At 71.9% G+C, this 19,114-nt stretch carries 16 protein-coding genes; 4 read left to right on the forward strand and 12 right to left on the reverse strand.

Annotated elements, in window-relative coordinates; translation table 11 throughout:
• The first annotated feature begins 84 nt into the window (after positions 1-84).
• Positions 85-1,758 (forward strand): penicillin-binding transpeptidase domain-containing protein, encoded by a 1,674-nt coding sequence (locus ACGFIV_RS09990; RefSeq protein WP_392833704.1) that lies wholly within the window; start codon positions 85-87, stop codon positions 1,756-1,758.
• Here ACGFIV_RS09990 and ACGFIV_RS09995 read toward each other — a convergent pair.
• A complete protein-coding gene (locus ACGFIV_RS09995) occupies positions 1,745-2,740 on the reverse strand; it encodes a stage II sporulation protein M (protein ID WP_358548934.1) in 996 nt (331 codons plus the stop codon). The genes ACGFIV_RS09990 and ACGFIV_RS09995 overlap by 14 nt on opposite strands.
• Before the next feature lie 39 nt (positions 2,741-2,779).
• On the opposite strand from ACGFIV_RS09995, the gene ACGFIV_RS10000 reads away from it, so the two are divergent.
• Positions 2,780-3,769 carry an RDD family protein gene (locus ACGFIV_RS10000; protein ID WP_392833708.1) on the forward strand — a complete coding sequence of 330 codons (990 nt, stop codon included), beginning with the start codon at positions 2,780-2,782 and terminating at the stop codon, positions 3,767-3,769.
• 177 nt (positions 3,770-3,946) lie between these two features.
• Here the strand turns inward: ACGFIV_RS10000 and ACGFIV_RS10005 are convergent, their stop codons facing one another.
• The 4 genes from ACGFIV_RS10005 to ahcY all read right to left on the reverse strand — a co-directional run bounded on the left by ACGFIV_RS10005 (position 3,947) and on the right by ahcY (position 9,073).
• A complete protein-coding gene (locus tag ACGFIV_RS10005; RefSeq protein ID WP_358548928.1) occupies positions 3,947-4,984 on the reverse strand; it encodes an oligopeptide/dipeptide ABC transporter ATP-binding protein in 1,038 nt (345 codons plus the stop codon).
• 55 nt (positions 4,985-5,039) lie between these two features.
• Positions 5,040-6,056 carry an ABC transporter ATP-binding protein gene (locus ACGFIV_RS10010; protein WP_392833712.1) on the reverse strand — a complete coding sequence of 339 codons (1,017 nt, stop codon included), beginning with the start codon at positions 6,054-6,056 and terminating at the stop codon, positions 5,040-5,042.
• Between the two features lie 257 nt (positions 6,057-6,313).
• Complete coding sequence (locus ACGFIV_RS10015) at positions 6,314-7,564, reverse strand: adenosylhomocysteinase (RefSeq protein ID WP_392833715.1); 1,251 nt, start codon at positions 7,562-7,564, stop codon at positions 6,314-6,316.
• A gap of 81 nt (positions 7,565-7,645) precedes the next feature.
• Positions 7,646-9,073 (reverse strand): adenosylhomocysteinase, encoded by a 1,428-nt coding sequence (gene ahcY, locus ACGFIV_RS10020; RefSeq protein ID WP_392833718.1) that lies wholly within the window; start codon positions 9,071-9,073, stop codon positions 7,646-7,648.
• A 111-nt stretch (positions 9,074-9,184) separates the two neighbouring features.
• On the opposite strand from ahcY, the gene ACGFIV_RS10025 reads away from it, so the two are divergent.
• Positions 9,185-9,520 carry a MerR family DNA-binding transcriptional regulator gene (locus ACGFIV_RS10025; protein ID WP_358548916.1) on the forward strand — a complete coding sequence of 112 codons (336 nt, stop codon included), beginning with the start codon at positions 9,185-9,187 and terminating at the stop codon, positions 9,518-9,520.
• A 41-nt stretch (positions 9,521-9,561) separates the two neighbouring features.
• Here the strand turns inward: ACGFIV_RS10025 and ACGFIV_RS10030 are convergent, their stop codons facing one another.
• The 5 genes from ACGFIV_RS10030 to ACGFIV_RS10050 all read right to left on the reverse strand — a co-directional run bounded on the left by ACGFIV_RS10030 (position 9,562) and on the right by ACGFIV_RS10050 (position 13,867).
• The gene (locus ACGFIV_RS10030) at positions 9,562-10,518 is read right to left on the reverse strand and encodes a cation diffusion facilitator family transporter (RefSeq protein WP_392833722.1); all 957 of its coding nucleotides are present in this window, start codon (positions 10,516-10,518) and stop codon (positions 9,562-9,564) included.
• 63 nt (positions 10,519-10,581) lie between these two features.
• On the reverse strand, positions 10,582-11,703 hold the full coding sequence (locus ACGFIV_RS10035) for an SIS domain-containing protein (protein WP_358548910.1): 1,122 nt from the start codon (positions 11,701-11,703) through the stop codon (positions 10,582-10,584).
• Positions 11,700-11,873 carry a Trm112 family protein gene (locus ACGFIV_RS10040; RefSeq protein ID WP_358548907.1) on the reverse strand — a complete coding sequence of 58 codons (174 nt, stop codon included), beginning with the start codon at positions 11,871-11,873 and terminating at the stop codon, positions 11,700-11,702. The genes ACGFIV_RS10035 and ACGFIV_RS10040 overlap by 4 nt, the downstream gene beginning before the upstream one ends.
• 1 nt (position 11,874) lies before the next feature.
• A complete protein-coding gene (locus ACGFIV_RS10045; protein WP_358548904.1) occupies positions 11,875-13,233 on the reverse strand; it encodes a phosphomannomutase/phosphoglucomutase in 1,359 nt (452 codons plus the stop codon).
• Between the two features lie 268 nt (positions 13,234-13,501).
• Positions 13,502-13,867, reverse strand: a complete 366-nt coding sequence (locus tag ACGFIV_RS10050) for a DUF3499 domain-containing protein (protein ID WP_358548902.1) — start codon at positions 13,865-13,867, stop codon at positions 13,502-13,504.
• Positions 13,868-14,063: 196 nt separating this feature from the next.
• Between ACGFIV_RS10050 and ACGFIV_RS10055 the strand changes: the two genes are divergently transcribed.
• Entirely contained in the window at positions 14,064-14,528 is a 465-nt protein-coding gene (locus ACGFIV_RS10055; protein ID WP_358548899.1) for a metallopeptidase family protein, read from the forward strand.
• Between the two features lie 14 nt (positions 14,529-14,542).
• On the opposite strand, the gene ACGFIV_RS10060 is transcribed toward ACGFIV_RS10055, so the two are convergent.
• Positions 14,543-15,973 (reverse strand): DUF5719 family protein, encoded by a 1,431-nt coding sequence (locus tag ACGFIV_RS10060; RefSeq protein ID WP_392833728.1) that lies wholly within the window; start codon positions 15,971-15,973, stop codon positions 14,543-14,545.
• Positions 15,970-19,044 (reverse strand): glycosyltransferase family 2 protein, encoded by a 3,075-nt coding sequence (locus ACGFIV_RS10065; RefSeq protein ID WP_358548893.1) that lies wholly within the window; start codon positions 19,042-19,044, stop codon positions 15,970-15,972. The genes ACGFIV_RS10060 and ACGFIV_RS10065 overlap by 4 nt, the downstream gene beginning before the upstream one ends.
• Positions 19,045-19,114: the final 70 nt, after the last annotated feature.

Consider the following 19,114-nt stretch of genomic DNA (forward strand, 5'->3'; position numbering starts at 1 on the left):
TAAAAGCCTGGTGTGCGGTTGCTGGGGCGCTTACGATCTTTGCGCTGGTATGCACATGTGGAAACCGGGGGGGGTGTCAACAGCATGCGTGAGCGGTGGCCCCTCGTGATGATCGCCGTGGTGGTGGTGATGATCGCTTTCGGCGTGTACGCGCTGCTGACCGGGCCGGAGCCCGTGGACGCCTCGCCGCGGGCGCGGCGGTCCTCCGCGCCCGTACGGTCGGCCGGGGGTCCGCCTGCGGCCCCGGCGCCCGCGCCGACCCTCCTGCCTGCCGAGACGCCGCCGCCGGTGGACCCGTCGGCGCAGGTGGCCCCGACGGGGCAGGCGCCGCCGCCGGCCGCGTCACAGACGGCCGCGCAGGACGGTCCCGAGGTGGTCGCGACACGGTATTTCACCGCCTGGCAGGCCGGTGACTTCACCACCATGGCCGGGCTGGTGGACAACCCTCCGGCCGACTTCGCGGACCGGCACCGGCGGTTCAGCGCCGATTTGCGGATCGCGTCGCTGTCGCTCAGTCCGGGCGCTCTGCGCCGCCAGGGCGGGGAGGCGGCCGAGATGCCCTTCCAGGGGGTCCGGGAGGTGACCGGGCTGGGCCGGTGGCCGTTCTCCTCGGTGCTGCGCCTGGCGTCCAGGGACGGGGCCTGGAGGGTGCTCTGGGCCCCCGAGACGCTGCATCCCTCCCTCAAGGACGGCGGGAGCCTGCGACTCAAGGAGGCCCAGGTCAAAAGGCCCTCCACGCTCACCCGCGAGGGCCTGCCGTTCCCGCCCGACAGCAGGGCGGGCGACTACGTCACCGGGCTGGACGCGACGGTGGTCACCCTGAAGCTGGAGGAGGCGCCCTCGGGCCGGGTGCTCCTGGCCACCCCCACCCCGCCGCAGTCGGGAACGCGGAGCACGATCTCCCAGAAGGTCCAGGCCGCGGCGGCCCGCGCGCTGGACGGCGTCGGGCAGCCCTCGGCGATCGTGGCCGTGGACGCCCGGTCCGGTCAGGTGCGCGCTGTGGCCGACACGCTGGGCGGCAGGCGGGCGTTCAACGGCCTGTACCCGCCGGGTTCGGCGTTCAAGGTGGTGACCTCCGCCGCCCTGTTCGGCACCGGGCTGACCCCGGAGTCACCGGTGGCGTGCCCGGGGAGCTACACCATCCCGAACGCCAGGACCTTCACCAACGACGGGGGCGCCGACCACGGCGCCGTGACCCTCACCACGGCGTTCGCCCTGTCCTGCAACACCACGTTCGTGCGGCAGACCTACGAGCGGCTACGTGACGACCGGCTGCGCGCCGAGGCCGCCGACCGCTTCGGGTTCCGCGAGAAGCCCGGCCTGAGCTTCTGCCGGATCCGGCCGTACAAGGACTTCAACGAGCTGGGCTCCGACGCCATCGGCCAGAACTCGGTGCAGGCCAGCCCGCTCTGCATGGCCGAGGTGGCCGCCGCCGTCGCGAGCGGTGTCTGGAAGCCCGCCATCATGACGGACACGCCCCCCGCCGACGCGCCGGCCCAGGTGCCCCTGGACGGCGGCGTGGTCTCCGGTCTGCGCGCGATGATGGGCGCCGTCGTCACCAGGGGCACCGCCGCGCAGGCCGGCCTCCCCTCGGGCACCGCCGGCAAGACCGGCACCGCCGAGGTCGCCGGGGCCAGGTCGCACGCGTGGTTCATCGGCTACCGGGGCGACCTGGCGTTCGCGGTCCTCGTCCAGAACGGCGGCACGGGCGGCGGCGTGGCGGCGCCGATCGCCGCGAGGTTCCTCAAGGCCCTGTAGACGGGGCGACGTCGGGAGCGCGTTCGAGGTCGCCGGTCTCGCCGGCCCGCAGGGCTCGGCGGCCGAAGAACACGACGTACGCCAGGAACGCGGCCTCGGCTGCCACCCCGATGCCGACGCGCGCCCACGTGGGCAGGGATGAGGGGGTCACCATCGCCTCGATCAGCCCCGACACCAGCAGGACCACGACCAGGCCGAGCGCGACGGCGACCACGGCCCGCCCCTGCTCGGCCAGCGCCTCCGTACGCTTCCTCGGCCCCGGGTCGACGGCCGTCCAGCCGAGGCGCATGCCGACGGCGGCGGCGAGGAAGACGGCCGTCAGCTCCAGCAGGCCATGCGGGGTGATCAGGCCGAAGAAGACGTCCAGCCGGTCGCGGGAGGCCATCAGCCCGGCGGAGACGCCGACGTTCGCGGCGTTCTGCCAGAGGATGTACGGGATCGGGATGCCGAGCAGCACGGACGTGGCGATCACCTGCATCGAGACCCAGGCGTTGTTGATCCACACCTGCCCGGCGAACGCCCCCGCCGGATGCTCGGAGTAGTAGTCGGCGAAGTCGTGCTCGACGAGTTGCTTGATCTGCTCAGGCCCGGCGATGGCGGCCTGGACGTCGGGGTTTCGCGCGACCCACAGGCCGACCGCCAGGGAGACCAGCAGGAACACCGCCGAGGTGATGGCCCACCACCACCGCGCGCGGTAGGCGACCACCGGGAAGGAGACGGTGAAGAAGCGGACGAACTCCCGCCAGGCCGGCGTGTGCGCCCCCGTGACCGCCGACCGCGCCCGCGCGACGAGCGCCGAGAGCCGCCCCACCAGGAGCCGGTCGGAGCCCGTCCTGACGATGGACAGGTGCGTGGCGACGCGCTGGTAGAGGTCGACCAGCTCGTCCACCTCGGGCCCGCTCAGCGAGCCCCGGCGCCGCACCAGGGCCTCCAGCCGGTCCCACGTCGGCTTGTGCGCGGAGACAAACGCGTCGATGTCCACGCACGAGAGCCTATTGGGCCGATGGATAGGGTGGGGGACGTGGCAGATGTCGTGACCGGCGAGGCCGTGGTCGTAGAGGTACGGGTGGCCCAGTTGCCGAGCCGGGCACTGGCGCTGTTGATCGACATGGCGCTCCAGCTCATGGCCGTTTTCGGGCTGAGCCTGCTGATGGGCATGCTGTCGTGGGTCGCCGAGGAGGCGGTCGCGGTGGCGCTCTCGATCCTGCTGAGCGCGCTGGTCATCGTGGGATATCCGGTCATCTTCGAGACGCTCAGCCGGGGCAGGAGCCTCGGCAAGATCGCCATGGGCCTGCGGGTCGTCAGCGACGACGGCGGTCCCGAGCGTTTCCGGCAGGCGCTGTTCCGCGGCCTGTCCGGGCTCCTGGAGTTCTGGATGTTCTTCGGCGCCCCGGCGCTGATCAGCTCGCTGATCTCCCCGCAGGGCAAGCGGCTCGGCGACGTCTTCTCGGGGACCATCGTGATCTCCGAGCGGTCCCCTCGCCAGGCCCCGCCGCCCGAGATGCCCGCGCCGCTCGCCCGCTGGGCCGGCACGCTGGAGCTCTCCCGCCTGCCCGAGGACCTCGCGGCCACCGCGAGGCAGTACCTCTCGCGCTGGCACCAGCTCTCGCCGGCCGTCCGGCACGACATGGGGACGCGGATCGCCGCCCAGTTCGCGTCCTTCGTCTCGCCGCCTCCCCCTCCCACCGCGCCTCCCTACGCGTACCTGGCCGCGGTGCTCGCCGAGCGCCGCCGCCGCACGGAGTTGCGGCTGGCGCGCCAGATGCGGCAGAACTCCTCGCCGTACGGCCTCGCCGCCCCTCCCCTCGGACCCCCCGCCCCTCCCGTCGGACCCCCCGCCCCTCCCGTCGGACCCCCCGCCCCTCCCGTCGGACCCCCCGCCCCTCCCGTCGGACCCCCCGCCGCGCTCGCTCCGCCGCCGGCCTTCTCGTACGTTCCGCCGACCCGCGTCCGGCCGTCCCCAGCAGGGGAATCGCGGCCGACGCCCGGTGGTTTCATCCCTCCGGCGTAGATTTTTCGCAAAGCCGACGCATACATAGGGCAACCACGGGCACGGGATGTTCCAGCGGGCTACTGGGGCATTAGCCCGCTACGTGGGAACGGGTATGGCCCGGTGCGTGAGGGAGAGGTCGCACCGGCCATACCCACCACTCAGGCCGGCAGCACCCGGGCGTATCTCGGTTGAGCGTCACCTCGTCCCCCCGTCCGCGGGCTGTCCGATCGGGAAGTGGCAGGCCGTCAGGTGCGGGGCCCCTGCCGCCATGGTCCCCTCCGGTACGGTCCCCTCCGGTACGGTCCCCTCCAGCGCGGGCTGCTCGGTCGCGCAGATCTCCTGGGCCCTCGGGCAGCGCGGGTGGAACCGGCAGCCCGACGGCGGGTCGATCGGCGAGGGGACGTCGCCCGTGAGGATGACGCGCTCGCGCCGGTCGGCGACGTCCGGGTCGGCGACGGCCGTGGCCGACAGGAGGGCGTCGGAGTACGGATGGCGGGGGTGATCGTACAGCTCGTCGGCCTCGGCCAGCTCAGCCAACCGGCCGAGGTACATCACCGCGATGCGGTCGCTGACGTGCCGCACCACCGACAGGTCCTGCGCGATGAAGAGGTACGTCAGCCCGTAGTCGTCCTGGAGGTCCATGAGCAGGTTGAGGATCTGGGCCTGGATCGACACGTCGAGCGCCGACACCGGCTCGTCACAGATGATCAGCCGGGGCCGCAGCGCGAGGGCACGGGCCACGCCGATGCGCTGCCGCTGGCCGCCGGAGAACTCCGCGGGGAATCGGTCGTGATGCTCCGGGTTGAGCCCGACGCGTTCCATCAGCTCCGCCACCGTGCGCCGCCGCTCCTCGGGGGTGCCGACGCCGTGGATGACCAGGGGGTCGGCGATGATCGAGCCGGCCCGCCTGCGGGGGTTCAGCGAGCCGTACGGGTCCTGGAACATCACCTGGATGTCCCTGCGAAAGGGCCGCATCGCACTTCGCGACAGGTTGGTGATGTCCTGACCGTCGAAGGTGACGGTGCCGGAGCTCACGGGGTGCAGCCCCGCGATGCAGCGGGCCAGCGTGGACTTGCCGGAGCCGGTCTCGCCCACCAGCCCCAGGGTCTCGCCGGGCGCCAGCGTCAGGCTGACCCCGTCGACGGCCCGCACCTGCCCGACCGTACGGCGGAACACGGTGCCCTCACGGATCGGGAAGTGCTTGACCAGGCGGTCCACCTCCAGAAGGTTCACCGGTCCTCCGTTCGCGGGATCCGCGTTCGCTCGGCTTCGTTCGCGGGATCCGCGTTCACCGGGGCCCGGTCCCCGAGGCGCGCAGCCGTACGGCCTCCGCCTCCTCGCCGAGGCCGATGGCCTGGTGGGGAAGCCAGCAGGCCGAGGCGTGGTCGCCGTCGCCGGTGACCCGCGCGAGGGGCGGGCGCTCGGCCGCGCATACCGGCATGGCGTAGGGGCAGCGCGGGTGGAACGCGCATCCCGACGGCATCGCGATCATGCTGGGGGGCCGGCCGGAGATGGGCCGGAGCCTTCCCTCCCGCGTGCCCGTGCTGCCGGGGATCGACTCCAGCAGACCCTTTGTGTAGGGGTGATGTGGCCGGTAGTAGATCGTGCGCCGGTCGGCCCGCTCCACCGGGACCCCGGCGTACATCACCACGACCTCGTCGGCCATCCCGGCGACCACCCCGAGGTCGTGCGTGATCAGCAGCAGCGCGATGGCGAACTCCCGCTGGAGGCGGGTGATCAGGTCCAGGATCTGCGCCTGGACGGTCGCGTCGAGCGCCGTGGTGGGCTCGTCGGCGACCACGAGCTTGGGGTTGAGCGCGAGCGCCATCGCGATCACCGCCCGCTGCCGCATGCCGCCCGAGAACTGGTGCGGGTAGTCGTCCACCCTGCGGTCCGGCCGGGGGATGCCGACCAGGCCCAGCAGTTCCACGGCGCGCCGCCTGGCCTGGGCGCGGCTCACCCCGGAGTCGTGGGCGCGGATCAGCTCCGCGATCTGCCTGCCCACCTTGTACAGCGGATGCAGGCTGGTCAGCGGATCCTGAAATATCACGCTTATCTCGGCGCCTCGGATCTGCCGGAGCCGTTCCTCGCCGAGCGCGAGAAGGTCCACGCCCTCGAAGACCGCGCTCCCCGAGATGTCGGCCTCGGGAAGCAGCCCGAGGATGGCCTGCGTGCCGACCGTCTTGCCGCTCCCCGACTCCCCGACGATCGCCAGCGTCCGGCCCGGCTCGACGCTGAACGACAGGCCGCGGACGGCCTGGACCAGGCCGCCCGCGGTCGGGAACCCGACCGTGAGGTCTTTCACTTGGAGAAGGCTCATGGGTCGGCGGGTCCAGCCAGAGGTCGGTGAGGTCGAAGATTGCTCTGAATGAAGGAACCCATCCCGGAGGGGTGCCTGTCGAGGGTGGTTACCCAACCGTTGGCGAGGCGCGACCCGCAAGTGATGCCGATTCGATGATGAAATGTCAGCGAATCGCGACACAACCGTCCTGCGGGCCGGGGGCACGGTCCTGGCCTGCGCCGATGATCGTGAGACGGTCAGGGCGGAGTGAACAACGGGCGTCAGGAGCCGAAGCGCCACGATCGCAGGTAGTCGCTCTGGAGAGCGGTGAGCACGTCGATGTCGATGCCCGCCGCCGCGAGCTTCAGCCGCGCGACCTCCGCGTCGATCTCCGCGGGCACGTCGTACACGCCGGGCGCGAGCCGTACGCGCTCCTCGGCCAGCCACGCGACCGCCAGCGCCTGGGCGGAGAACGACATGTCCATGACGGCCGCGGGGTGCCCCTCGGCGGCGGTCAGGTTGACCAGGCGGCCCTCCGCGAGCAGCAGCAGCCGCCGCCCGTCCGGGAGGACGTACTCGTCGGTGTGGGGCCGCACCCCGAGGTGTACCTCCTGCGCCATGCCCTCCAGGGCGCGCACGTCGATCTCGACGTCGAAGTGGCCGGCGTTGGCGAGCATGGCGCCGTCCTTCATCTCGGCGAGGTGCTCGCCCCTGATGACGTCGCGGTTGCCGGTGACGGTGATGAACAGGTCGCCCGCGCGCGCCGCCTCGGCCATCGGCAGCACCTCGTAGCCCTGCATACTGGCGTCCAGCGCCTTGACCGGGTCGATCTCGGTCACGATGACCCGGGCGCCCTGCCCCCGCGCCCGTTCGGCCACGCCACGCCCGCAGAAGCCGAACCCGGCGACCACGATCGTGCGGCCCGCGAGCAGCGTGTTGGTCGCCCGCATGATGCCGTCGAACGTGGACTGGCCGGTGCCGTACCTGTTGTCGAACATCCGCTTGGTGCGGGTGTCGTTGACCGCGACGACCGGAAACCGCAGGGCGTGCTCGGCCGCCATCTGGCGCAGCCGGATGATGCCCGTCGTGGTCTCCTCGCACCCGCCGGTCACCCCGTCGAGCAGCTCGACACGCTCGGTGTGCAGCGTGTTGACCAGGTCGCAGCCGTCGTCGAGCACGATGTCCGGCCCGATGTCGAGAGCCTGGTGGATGTGCCGGTAGTAGGTGTCACGGTCGACGCCCGCACGGGCGTACACCGCCATGTCGTACGCGCGCAGCGCCACCGCCACGTCGTTCTGCGTGGACAGGGGGTTGGACGCGGCCAGGGCGATCTCGGCCCCGCCGGCCTTGAGCGCGCCGACGAACACCGCCGTCTCCGCGGTCACGTGGAGGCACGCGGCGATCTTCAGGCCTTCGAGCGGACGCGCGGCGTCGAACCGCTCCCCGATCGCCCGCAGCACGGGCATGGAGCGAAGCGCCCAGTCGATCCGCCGCTCGCCCACCTCGGCGAGCGACGCGTCCGCGGAATCCACAGTTTCCCCTGTCCCCCTGTGTGGCGAAAGGTCCCCGCGCGACCTCGCGCGGGGACCTCACCTGGCCCGAAGGCCGGTCGATCAGTAGCGGTAGTGGTCGGGCTTGTACGGGCCCTCGACGTCGACGCCGATGTACTCGGCCTGCGCCTTGGTGAGCTGGGTCAGCTTGACGCCCAGCGCGTCGAGGTGGAGCCGCGCGACCTTCTCGTCGAGGTGCTTGGGGAGCACGTAGACGCCGATGGGGTACTCGTCGGTCTTGGTGAACAGCTCGATCTGCGCGATCACCTGGTTCGTGAAGGAGTTGGACATCACGAAGCTGGGGTGGCCGGTGGCGCAGCCGAGGTTCATCAGGCGGCCCTCGGCCAGCACGATGATCGAGTGGCCGTCGGCGAAGGTCCAGGTGTGGACCTGCGGCTTGACCTCGGTCTTCACGATGCCGGGCAGCTTCGCCAGGCCGGCCATGTCGATCTCGTTGTCGAAGTGGCCGATGTTGGAGACGATCGCGTTGTGCTTCATACGGCTCATGTGGTCGGCCGTGATGATGTCGAAGTTGCCGGTCGTGGTCACGAAGATGTCCGCGATGCCGACGACGTCGTCGAGCGTGGTGACCTGGAAGCCGTCCATGGCCGCCTGGAGCGCGCAGATCGGGTCGATCTCGGTGACGATCACGCGGGCGCCCTGGCCGCGCAGCGCGTCGGCACAGCCCTTGCCCACGTCGCCGTACCCGGCGACCACGGCGACCTTGCCGCCGATGAGGACGTCGGTGGCGCGGTTGAGGCCGTCGATCACGCTGTGGCGGCAGCCGTACTTGTTGTCGAACTTCGACTTGGTCACCGAGTCGTTGACGTTGATGGCCGGGAAGAGCAGCGAGCCGGCCTTGAACATCTCGTACAGGCGGTGGACGCCGGTCGTGGTCTCCTCGGTGACGCCCTTGATCTCCTTGGCCACGGCGGTCCACCGGCCCTCGGAGGACACCGTGCGGCGGAGGAGGTCGAGGATGATCTTCCACTCCTCGGGGTCGCTCTCGGAGGGCGAGGGCACGGCCCCGGCCTTCTCGTACTCGGCGCCCTTGTGGACGAGCAGGGTGGCGTCGCCGCCGTCGTCGAGGATCATGTTGGGGCCGCCACCGCCGGGCCACGCGAGCGCCTGCTCGGTGCACCACCAGTACTCCTCCAGCGTCTCACCCTTCCAGGCGAACACCGGCACACCCTTGGGGTCGTCGGCCGTGCCATCGGCGCCGACGACGACCGCCGCGGCGGCGTGGTCCTGGGTGGAGAAGATGTTGCAGCTCACCCAGCGGACGTCGGCGCCGAGCGCCACCAGCGTCTCGATGAGCACGGCGGTCTGGATGGTCATGTGGAGCGAGCCCATGATCTTGGCTCCGCTCAGCGGGCGCGCCTCGGCGTACTCGCGGCGGATGGCCATCAGGCCCGGCATCTCATGCTCGGCGAGCTGGATCTCCCTGCGGCCGAAATCAGCGAGCGCAAGGTCGGCGACCTTGAAGTCCATAGTGTGTTCCCCTCAACCCGGTCAGTGCGTCTCTGCGAGTTTAAGAGGCACGCGCACCCCAACGCATCCCCAGATCTGCGAACCTGACAAAAGAATGTAAGATTCGGGTCCATGCGCATCACTGAGGCGGCCAAGCGGCTGGGGTTGTCCCCCCGGATGCTGCGCTACCGGGAGGCCCTCGGCCTGCTGCCCCCGACGCGAGAGCGCGGCTCCCACCGGCGGTTCGGTCCCGAGGAGCTCGCGGCGGTCACCCAGGCCATGGAGCTGGAGCGACGGTTCGACGTGTCGCCCGCCGAGCTGGCGTTCGGCATGCGCGTCCTCAGCGAGCCCGCCGTCGCCCAGGCCGTGCGCGACCTCGGGCTGCGCATCGGCCGCATCCACGCCCCGCGCCGCGCGCTCGACTTCGAGAAGGAGAAGGCCCTGCGCCTGCTCCGCCGCGACCGCTGACCGCGGCGGAGCGCCACCCTGCGCAGGAGCGGGTGTCCCGCTCAGGAGCGGGCGTCGCCCGCCCCGTTCGGCGAGGCGGTCGCCTGGCCGGCACGGTAGAGGTCGGGCTCCAGGTAGATGACCCGGGCGATCGGCACGGCCTCGCGGATGCGCCGCTCGGCCTCGTCGATGCCCTTGGCGATGTCGGAGGCCGTGTCGCCGTGCTCCACGGCGATCTTCGCGGCGACCAGGAGCTCCTCGGGGCCGAGGTGCAGGGTGCGCAGGTGGATGACCCTGCTCACCTCGGGGGCCCCCTCCAGCGCCTCGCAGATCTTCTCCTCGATCTCCGGGACGGCGCTCTCACCGATGAGCAGGGACTTGGTCTCGATCGCGAGGATCACCGCGATGATCGCCAGCAGGATGCCGATCATGAGGGTGCCGACGCCGTCCCAGACGCCGTTGCCCGTGACCACGGACATCGTCACGCCGAAGAGCGCGAACAGCAGGCCCAGCAGGGCTCCGAAGTCCTCCAGGAGCACGACCGGCAGCTCGGGAGCCTTGGCCCTGCGGATGAAGTTGAACCAGGAGACCTCGCCCCTGACCGTGTTGGACTCGATGATCGCGGTTCGGAATGAGAACCCCTCGGCGACGATCGCGAAGATCAGGACGCCGAAGGCCCAGATCGGGGACTCCACGTGGTGGGGATTCGCGATCTTCTCGATGCCCTCGTAGAGGGAGAAGACCGCGCCGATCGTGAACAGCACGACCGCGACCACGAACGCGTAGAAGTAGCGCTCGCGGCCGTACCCGAAGGGGTGCTTGCGGTTCTCGCGCTTCTTCGACCGCTTGTCGCCGAGCAGCAGCAGCGCCTGGTTCCCGGAGTCGGCGACCGAGTGAACCGACTCGGCGAGCATCGACGACGACCCCGTGAAGACGAACGCCACGAACTTCGCCACCGCGATCGCCAGGTTCGCCCCCAGCGCCGCCATGATCGCCTTGGTACCGCCGCCCGCGCTCACCCGCAGTCTCCACCCATCTGTAACGCCGTTCTCTGACCCCACCGTAAAGCGGTCAACGAGATCTTATTGGGAAAGTCTTGCCTTAAGTTCCGCGATGGCGCTCACGGGAGTCGGATCGATGCCGAACCCCAGTGCCAGGTAGACGCTCGCGTAATCGACGAGACCCACCAGCGAGGCCAGCCTCTCCAGCGGGTGCGCCCCCTCGGCGGTGATCTCGGTGACCGGCACCCCGCGGTCTTGCGCCAGGCGCACCGACATCGCGCGCCGCTTGCTCACCTGGGGATGCTCCTCCAGGTCGCGCAGCACGATCAGCCGCAGGGCCAGGGAGGGCTCGTCGCCGAAGATGTCGCGCTGGGCCAGCGGCCCGTCGAAGGCCACCACCTGGTTGTGATCGGCCTCGGGGATCTCGCCCCAGATGGCGGGGTACTTGGCGTTCTCGTTGAGCTGGGTCGCCAGCCGGTACGCGGCCGCCGTCGCCACCGGCGAGGACCCCCAGACCATCGGGATCGTGTCGGCGATCTCCAGCGCCAGCGTCTTGCCGGGGTTGATGAACGACTCGCTCGACGGCCGGCAGCGGTGCGCGATGTCCTCCAGGCGCTTGGCCGTGGCCTCGACCGCGTCGGCGTTCACGTCGGCCAGCCCGAGCGCCGACGCCACGGCGACCAGGGGCATGGTCAGCCCCCAGAGGTTCGCCCGGGGCAGCCGGACCGCCCCCTGGACCGGCACCACCGGCAGGTGCGGCGCGGACGCCTGCTCGGCGATCGCCGCCAGCGGCGACCCCGCGCGTCCGACGGTGATCAGCCGGCACCCCCGGCGCACCGCCTCAAGCGCCAGGGTCCTGGTCTCCTCGGTGGTGCCCGAACTGGACACGGCGATGACCAGGTCGGCGGCGCCCACCCAGCCCGGCAGCCGGTAGGAGCGCACGGTCACGATCGGGATCGGGACCCCGCCTCCGCACACGGCGGCGAGCATGTCGCCGGCGATGGCGGAACCGCCCACCCCCGCGATCACGACCGCCCGGGGACGGTCGCCCACGGACATCCGGGAGACGCCCGCCTCCAGCGCGCCCCGGTGCGAGGTGCGGACCTGCGCGCCGGAGGACGCCACCGCGGGCAGCATGCCCGCGGGGTCGCCCTCGGTCAGGAGCGCCGCGTCATCCAGCCGCTCGGGCTCGAACGAGCTCACGCCTTGCGAGCCTCGTCGACCAGCAGCACCGGGATGTCGTCTCGAACGGGGTAGACCAGCCCGCACGTCTCGGAACTGCACGCCAGCTCATCGCTCTGGGTGACAGCGTTGAGCGGTGACTTGCAGGCCGGGCAGGCCAGGATGTCGAGCAACCAATCGTCGATCTTCACGTCAACTCCTCACGACGGCGAGGACCTCGTCTCGGGTCGCCGCCATTAGCTTCTCGTCGGCCGCCTCGGCATTCAACCGAAGGAGCGGCTCTGTGTTGGACGGACGAAGATTGAACCACCAGCCGGACCCCGACACGGTGAGACCGTCGAGCTCGTCCACGGTCACCCCCTCACGGCCGGCGTACCGCGCGCGGACCCGCGCCAGCGCGGCCGCCTGGTCGGCGACGGTGCTGTTGACCTCACCGGACGCGGCGTACCGGGAGTAGCGCGCGAGCAGGTCGGACAGCGGGCGATCTTGCTCGCCGAGGGCGGCCAGCACGTGCAGCGCCGCGAGCATGCCGGAATCGGCGAACCAGAAGTCGCGGAAATAGTAGTGGGCGGAGTGCTCGCCGCCGAAGACGGCTCCGGTGCGGGCCATCTCGGCCTTGATGTAGGAGTGCCCCACGCGGGTGCGCACCGGGACGCCGCCGTTCTCGGCGATGATCTCGGGCACCGCCTTCGAGGTGATCAGATTGTGGATCACCGTGGCCCCGGGATGCTTGGCCAGCTCGCGCACGGCCACCAGCGCGGTGATCGTCGAGGGCGAGACCGACTCACCGCGCTCGTCGACGACCCAGCAGCGGTCGGCGTCGCCGTCGAAGGCCAGGCCGAGGTCGGCGCCCTTGTCGAGCACGGCCTTCTGCAGGTCGCGGAGGTTGCCGGGCTCGATCGGGTTGGCCTCGTGGTTGGGGAAGGTGCCGTCGAGCTCGAAGAACAGCGGGGTCACCTCCAGCGGGAGACCCTCGAACACCGTGGGGACGGTGTGCCCGCCCATGCCGTTGCCGGCGTCCACGACGACCTTGAGGGGCCTGATGCCGGAAAGGCCGACCAGGCCGCGCAGATGGGCGGCATACCCGTCGAGCAGGTCGCGCTCGGTGACCGTGCCCGTGCGCCCGCCGGTGCTCTGGACGCCCGAGGCGAGCAGCTCGGCGGCGCGGTCGCGGATCCGCACCAGGCCCGTGTCGGCCCCGACGGGGACGGCGCCCGCGCGGCACAGCTTCATCCCGTTGTAGCGGGCGGGATTGTGGCTGGCCGTAAACATCACGCCGGGTAGCCCCAGGCTGCCGCTGGCGTAGTAGAGCAGATCGGTCGAGCCGAGCCCGGTGTCGACCACGTCGGCGCCCCTGCCTGTCGCCCCTCGGGCGAAGGCCACGGCGAGGGGGCCGGAGGACGCGCGCATGTCGTGTGCCATGACCACGGCGCCGGCTTCGAGGACCTCGACGAAGGCGGCGCCCACGGCCTCGGCGGTCTTCTCGTCGAGCTCACCGGGGACGACGCCACGGATGTCGTACGCCTTGAAGATCTTGGCGAGGTCGCCCACTGCCGCTCCGCACCTAGTCACGTCTGTTCTGACCGAGCCTACTGCGTTCCTCCCGGGCCTTTCACGGTGATCGGGAAGCGTCCGGGGCCGACGTGGGCGGGGATCTTTCCGGGACGCGGGTGGGGATCTTTTCCGGGGAGGCCGGTGAGAAGCTTTCCAGGGAGGCTGGCCAGAAGCTTTTCGGGGAGGTCGGTGAGGAGCTTTCCGGGCAGGTCGGTGAGGAGCTTTCCGGGGAGGAGGGCGCGGAGGCCGGGACCCGGCGGCGGCCTCAGCGTTCGAGGTTCTGCTGGGCGGACCGCAGGACCCGCAGGTGACCGCGCCGGCCGACCTCCACGCCCTGCCCCACGGGCTCGCCCGTCGAGGGCGTGGGCCTGGCCGCCTCGCGCACGGCGTTGGCGAGGGCTTCGAGATCGTCGGTGCTCGGTTGCCCCGCCTCCGACGGCAGCCGGACGACCTCCCACCCACGCGGGGCCGTCAGCCGCTCCGCGTGGTCCGCGCACAGGTCATAGCAGTGTGGTTCGACGTACGTCGCCAGCGGTCCGAGCACAGCGGTCGAGTCGGCGTAGACGTACGTGAGTGTGAAGACGGCAGGCTGCCTGCAGGCGGTACGGGAACAGCTGCGGACGGGGCTCACGGAGGGACCGTATCCGGTCCGCGTTCACATTGCCACCACCTGGCAGCTCTTAACGAGCGTGTCGCCACAATTCGGACACTTGCCGTCCCTTTACGGGCTGTATGGCGGGTCCTGAAACCGCATGGCGGACAGCCCGTTCGACGGGACGTCAGGGAGTGGGGCGCGGGACCAGAGAACCACGATCTAGGCTTGCTGTGTGAGTTCGGCCCCCGGCGGCAAGCCCCGCCCCAACGGCCCGCGGCGGCGCGACCGGCACGGCCGCGGCATGCGCGGTCCGCTGGCCCCGTCGCACGTGCCCATCGCGCGCTCCCGCAGCGAGCGTTTCGACGATTTCGTGCTGGACGCGGTCGACCGGCTGAAGCCGAAGTGGGGTGGGCAGCTCTCCTCCGTCGAGTTCGCCGTCGAGGAGGTCCCCCCGGCCGACGAGCTGATCGACGGGCCGGGCAGGCTCTCGTCCGACCCGATCCCCTTCGGCCGGGTCCAGCCCGCCGAGAGCGGCAGTCCGGCGGTGGTCGTGGTCTACCGCCGCCCGCTGGAAGCCAGGGCCCGCGATCGCGACACTCTGAGCGCGCTCGTGCACGACGTCGTGGTCGAGCAGGTCGCCAACCTTCTGGGCCTGTCGCCCGAGACCGTGGACCCCGGTTACGACGACCGCCACTGAGCGCGGCCACGCGGTCAGGGCAGCACCACGGTGGGCGCCTCGGAGATGCTCGGCACGATCGCCCAGGTGCGCGCGAGGGCCAGGGGCTGCGTCGTGACGAGCAGCCCGTCGGGGGCACGCTCGTCCATGACCCGCCCGCCGTAGACCGGCCCGGAGCCGGGAAGGGGCAGCACGACCACGCTGAAGTCCCCCCGGACCCCCGGAGGGGCCAGCTTGATCTCCTTCGTGCGCGACGCGGGGATCTCCACCTCCACGGGCGGGGGCGCGGCGCCCTTCAGCGGCAGCGTCTGCACGCGCACCTTCCCTGCGGCGCCGGGCGCCGAGAGGACCAGCCGGGAGGAGATCTTCTTCCCGGCGCGGTTGTCGGCGACCACGCTGCCGATGTCGATCGGCACCGCTCCCGCGCTGAACGCGACGTCCTGCTTGGTGCCGGTGCCCGTGGCCATCACCCCGGCCACGATCGGGACGTCGGCGGTGAGCACGAGGGCCGACGGCTGCCCGCCGATGCCGGTCGACAGGTCGAGCGAGGCCGTGGACCCGGCGGTCACGTCGAGCGACTCGCGGTTCTTCATGGCGTAGAACCCGTCGGCCGTCAGCGCCTTCACATGGACGGTCGTGTCGGCCTCCCCCGGCGCGGTGACGTACAGCTCGCGCAGCCCGCCACCGCCGGGGATGCCGGGGACGACGACGCTGGTCGCGGGCTCGGCGGCGGCGGGGAGCCAGTCGGTGCCCTTGCCCTTCCCGAGGACCGCCCGCGCCGAGGCGGCCACGCGCCCGCTGATGGTGCGCACCTCCACGGCCATGACCAGGGGTGAGGGCGCGAGGTCGCGCACCCGTACCGCGCGGTGCTCCCCAGGCTTGAGCACGAGGCCGTTGCCTGAGTCGTTGACCACGGGACCCTCGCCGGCGTAGACCATGACCTCAAGGACGGCCTGGGCGGCGTCCGCGTTGGCGAGATAGAGCACGACGTCGGCGGCGGCCGGGCCAGGGCCGACGAACCACGCGCTGGAGCCGGGCTCGGCGCACCGCACCCCGGCCAGCCCGCGCGCCGTGCCATCGGCCTTGCGGGTGGTCTGCGCGGCCTCCAGCCCCGCCGCCATCGCGCCGACGCCGGCGACCTCCAGCGGCCCCGACTTCGCGGGCAGGTCGCGCTGCCACAGCAGGCCGGGCTGGTCGAGGCTCGCCAGCGGCGAGGTCTCGGCCCTGACCTCGGAGATCGTGGTACGCCCCGCGCCCTTGCCGCCGGGCGGGGTGATCGTGCTGACCCGCGCGCCGCCCGGGTCGGGGCAGACGGTGGAGACCGTCTCGACCGCGACCTTGTGCGGGGTGACGGCGGGCACGGCGGCGACGCCGGGACGGGTCACGGACGCCACGCCGAACAGGGCCGTCAGGGCGACCAGGACCAGGGCGAGGAATGCGAAACGGTTCTCGATCAGCGCCCTCACCGGACCAGCACTCCCTCGGTCTCGCGCTCCACCGGCATCTCGGCGTACTCGTCGGCGGCCTCCGCGCTCCGCGCGCCCGGAGAGGCCAGGACGAGGACCAGCGCCACGAGCGCGACCTGCACCCAGAGCCAGACGTCGTGCCAGAAGGCTCCGTACTCCACGGTGACGCGGCCACCGGCGGCGGGCACGTCGAAGCCCTGTGCCCAGCCGTCGACGGTGCGCCCTGCCAGCGACGAGCCGCCCGCCGTGGCGTTCCACCCGCCGGCGGGCTCGGCCAGCACCAGTGTGCGGGTGCCCTGCCCCACGGGGACCGAGACCGTCAGGCCGCCGCCCGCCGCCTCGGTGTACGGGACGGGCGTGCGCGCCCCGGTCTGGTCCTGGAGGTAGGCCCGGCCGAGGGGCTGGACCATGCGCCACAGCCCGGCGGTCGCCGAGAGGTTCACCCGGACCAGCGCGGGGTCCGCGTCGAGCGAGCGCCGCACCTTGGGATCGACCGGAGCCGGGACGGCGACGAAGCTGACGCCGTAGGTGGCCAGCGTGAGGGCGTCGTCGCCTCCGCGCCCGGAGACCACGCCCGCGACCAGGTCGGAGAGCCGCTGCCGCATCGCGCCGGAGACCGGCAGGTCGGTCTCCCCCAGCAGAGGAGTACGGCCGCGCAGCACGGTGAAGGTGAGCCGCCCGCCGTCCTCCGAGCGGAGCACGACCGTGCCCTCGCCCTCGGAGGAGCTCGCGGCGGCGAAGTCCGTGATCACGCTGGGCACGCCGCGCTGGAGCGGCCCCCGCACGCCTTCCTTGATCCACAACCCCGCCACGGCGACGGGCGAGGCGCAGGCCACAAGGACCATGAACGCCGCGCCGACCCTGCGCAGGCCCCCGGCCTGGTTGAGCTCGATGACGCGGTGCCCGGTCAGCGCCGCCGCCACGATCAGGCCCGTGGCGGCGAACGCCAGCGGCACGCCGGGCCAGGCGGGCGTGCCCTCCACGGGGACGCGGCTGGCCACGATCGCGACCAGGACGCCGAAGACCGTGACGCCCCATCCGACGATGACGACCATCTGGTGCCGCCGGAACAGCAGGGCCGCCAGCGCGGCGGCGATCAGGCCCCCGGTCACCCAAACGGGCGGCACGCCGGGGCCGCCGGGGCTGAGCAGCAGGAGGGCTTCGGCGGTGAGCCGGGGGTCGGCCAGCTCGGGGCGGTGCAGCCCGGCCTCCAGCAGGATGCGCCCGGGGTCGCCCGCGATCTGGACCAGCCAAGGGAACAGCAACACGATCGGCACGGCCATCGCGATGCCGAGCGAGAGGCCCACCCCGCGCCGCACCCCGCCGAAGGACACCGCGGCGAGGCCGCCGAGGACCGCGACGAGCACGTAGACCAGGGGCGCGAACGCCGTGCCGACCGCCAGCAGCAGGCCGAGGGCCCATGCCGCCCGGCGCGCGACGCGGCGCTCTCCCATGATGACCCGGGAGGCCAGCGCGGCGTAGGCGGGGAGCAGGACGAAGACCACCGCCGTGCCGAGCCTCCCGCCCGCGACGGCTCCTGTCGCCACGGGAAGCAGCGCGTACGAGGCGGCCAGCCAGACCCGGGCCAGCGGGTAGGAGATCATCGAGCGGGTGGCGACGTAGGCGGACAGGCCCGCGAGCGGCACGCAGCCGAGCAGCAGGACCGAGACCGCGAGCCAGGTCTTGCCGAGGAAGATCGTCGACAGGGCCGCGAGGACCGCGACGTACGGCGGCGCCCAGCCGTCGGAGCCGAGCCCGCTGGCGTGGTAGCCCGAGGTGTAGAACTGCCACAGGTCGGAGGCGCCGCCCACGACGGGCACCAGCGCGCCGCCGCCGAGCAGGCCGCCGTAGAGCAGGGATCGCTCGGCGGCCAGCGTGACGGCGACGAGCGCCAGGCAGAGCAGCACGCCGGGGTTGCCGAAGACGCGCTGCATCAGGCCGGCGTCGGTCAGCAGCTCGTCGCCCTCGTCGCCCTTGGACGGCTCGGAGATCACCGCGTGGTGCCGCCCGGCGGAGTCGATCGGCCCGGCCCCCGACAGGTAGTTCTGGACCATGTCGGCGAGGCGTCTGTAGGCCATGCCCGAGGGCGTGAGCAGCCGCTTCACCTTGGGATAGCCCTGTTTCCTACCCTGCTTCCTCGCCTTTCGCGCCTTCATGAGACGGCGGGGGGCGGCCAGCACGGAGACGAGCGCGACGACCTCGTCGAGGGCGTTGGCCGGCTGCTTGGCCAGCAGCAGCAGAAGCGTGCGGAACACCGAGCCGAAGATGTTGCGCACCAGCGACCACAGCAGCGACCGGAAGGGCAGGTTCGCCATGATCACGAACATGGCGTTGCGCCGGTCGAGCCTGCGCGGATGGTCGGTGCTGGCGGTCATGCGGCGCCTGCGCCGGGTCGCCGCCTCGGCGTGCCAGGCGACCGCGTCGGTGACGGTCAGCACGTGGTAGCCGGCGGCCGTGACCCGCCAGCACAGGTCGAGGTCGTCGCGGAAGAGGGGCAGGCCGGGGTCGAGACCGCCGAACTCCTCCCACACGTCGCGACGGATCAGCATGCCCGCCGTGGACACCGACAGCACCTTGCGGACGCCGTCGTGCTGCCCCTGGTCGTACTCCCTGGGCTCCAGGCCGGTGTCACGCCGGCCCGACCGGTCGACCGTGACGCCGACTTCGAGCAGGATGCGGCGGTCGAGCCAGTCGCGGAGCTTCGGGCCGAGGATGGCGACCTTCTCGTCCTCGGCGGCGGCCCACAGGAGCGCTTCGAGCGCCCGCGGGTGGGGCGCGCAGTCGTCGTGGATCAGCCAGATCCACTCTTGGCCACCCGTGCGGGGCAGCCGTTCGAGCACCGCCGCCACCGCCTCGCCGAAACCGGTCGAGCGAGGCAGGGTCAGGACGCCGTTGGCGCCGAGGGCCTCGGCGAGGAGCTTCCCGCTGCCGTCGCGGCTGCCGTTGTCGACGCCGACGAGCCTGTCGAGGGGGCGCGTCTGCCGGAGCACGCCTTCCAGCGACTCCCTCAGCCAGCGGGCGCCATCGTGGGCGACGATGATCGCTGTGACGGATTGACGCGGCGGGTGCACGGAGGTGGTGTCCTTGGGGGCTCGTGTGGCTTGCGCCGATCACGATACGGCACCCCGAGCGCGCCGGGTC

It is taken from the genome of Sphaerisporangium sp. NPDC049003 (assembly GCF_043197795.1).
Lineage (GTDB): Bacteria > Actinomycetota > Actinomycetes > Streptosporangiales > Streptosporangiaceae > Sphaerisporangium.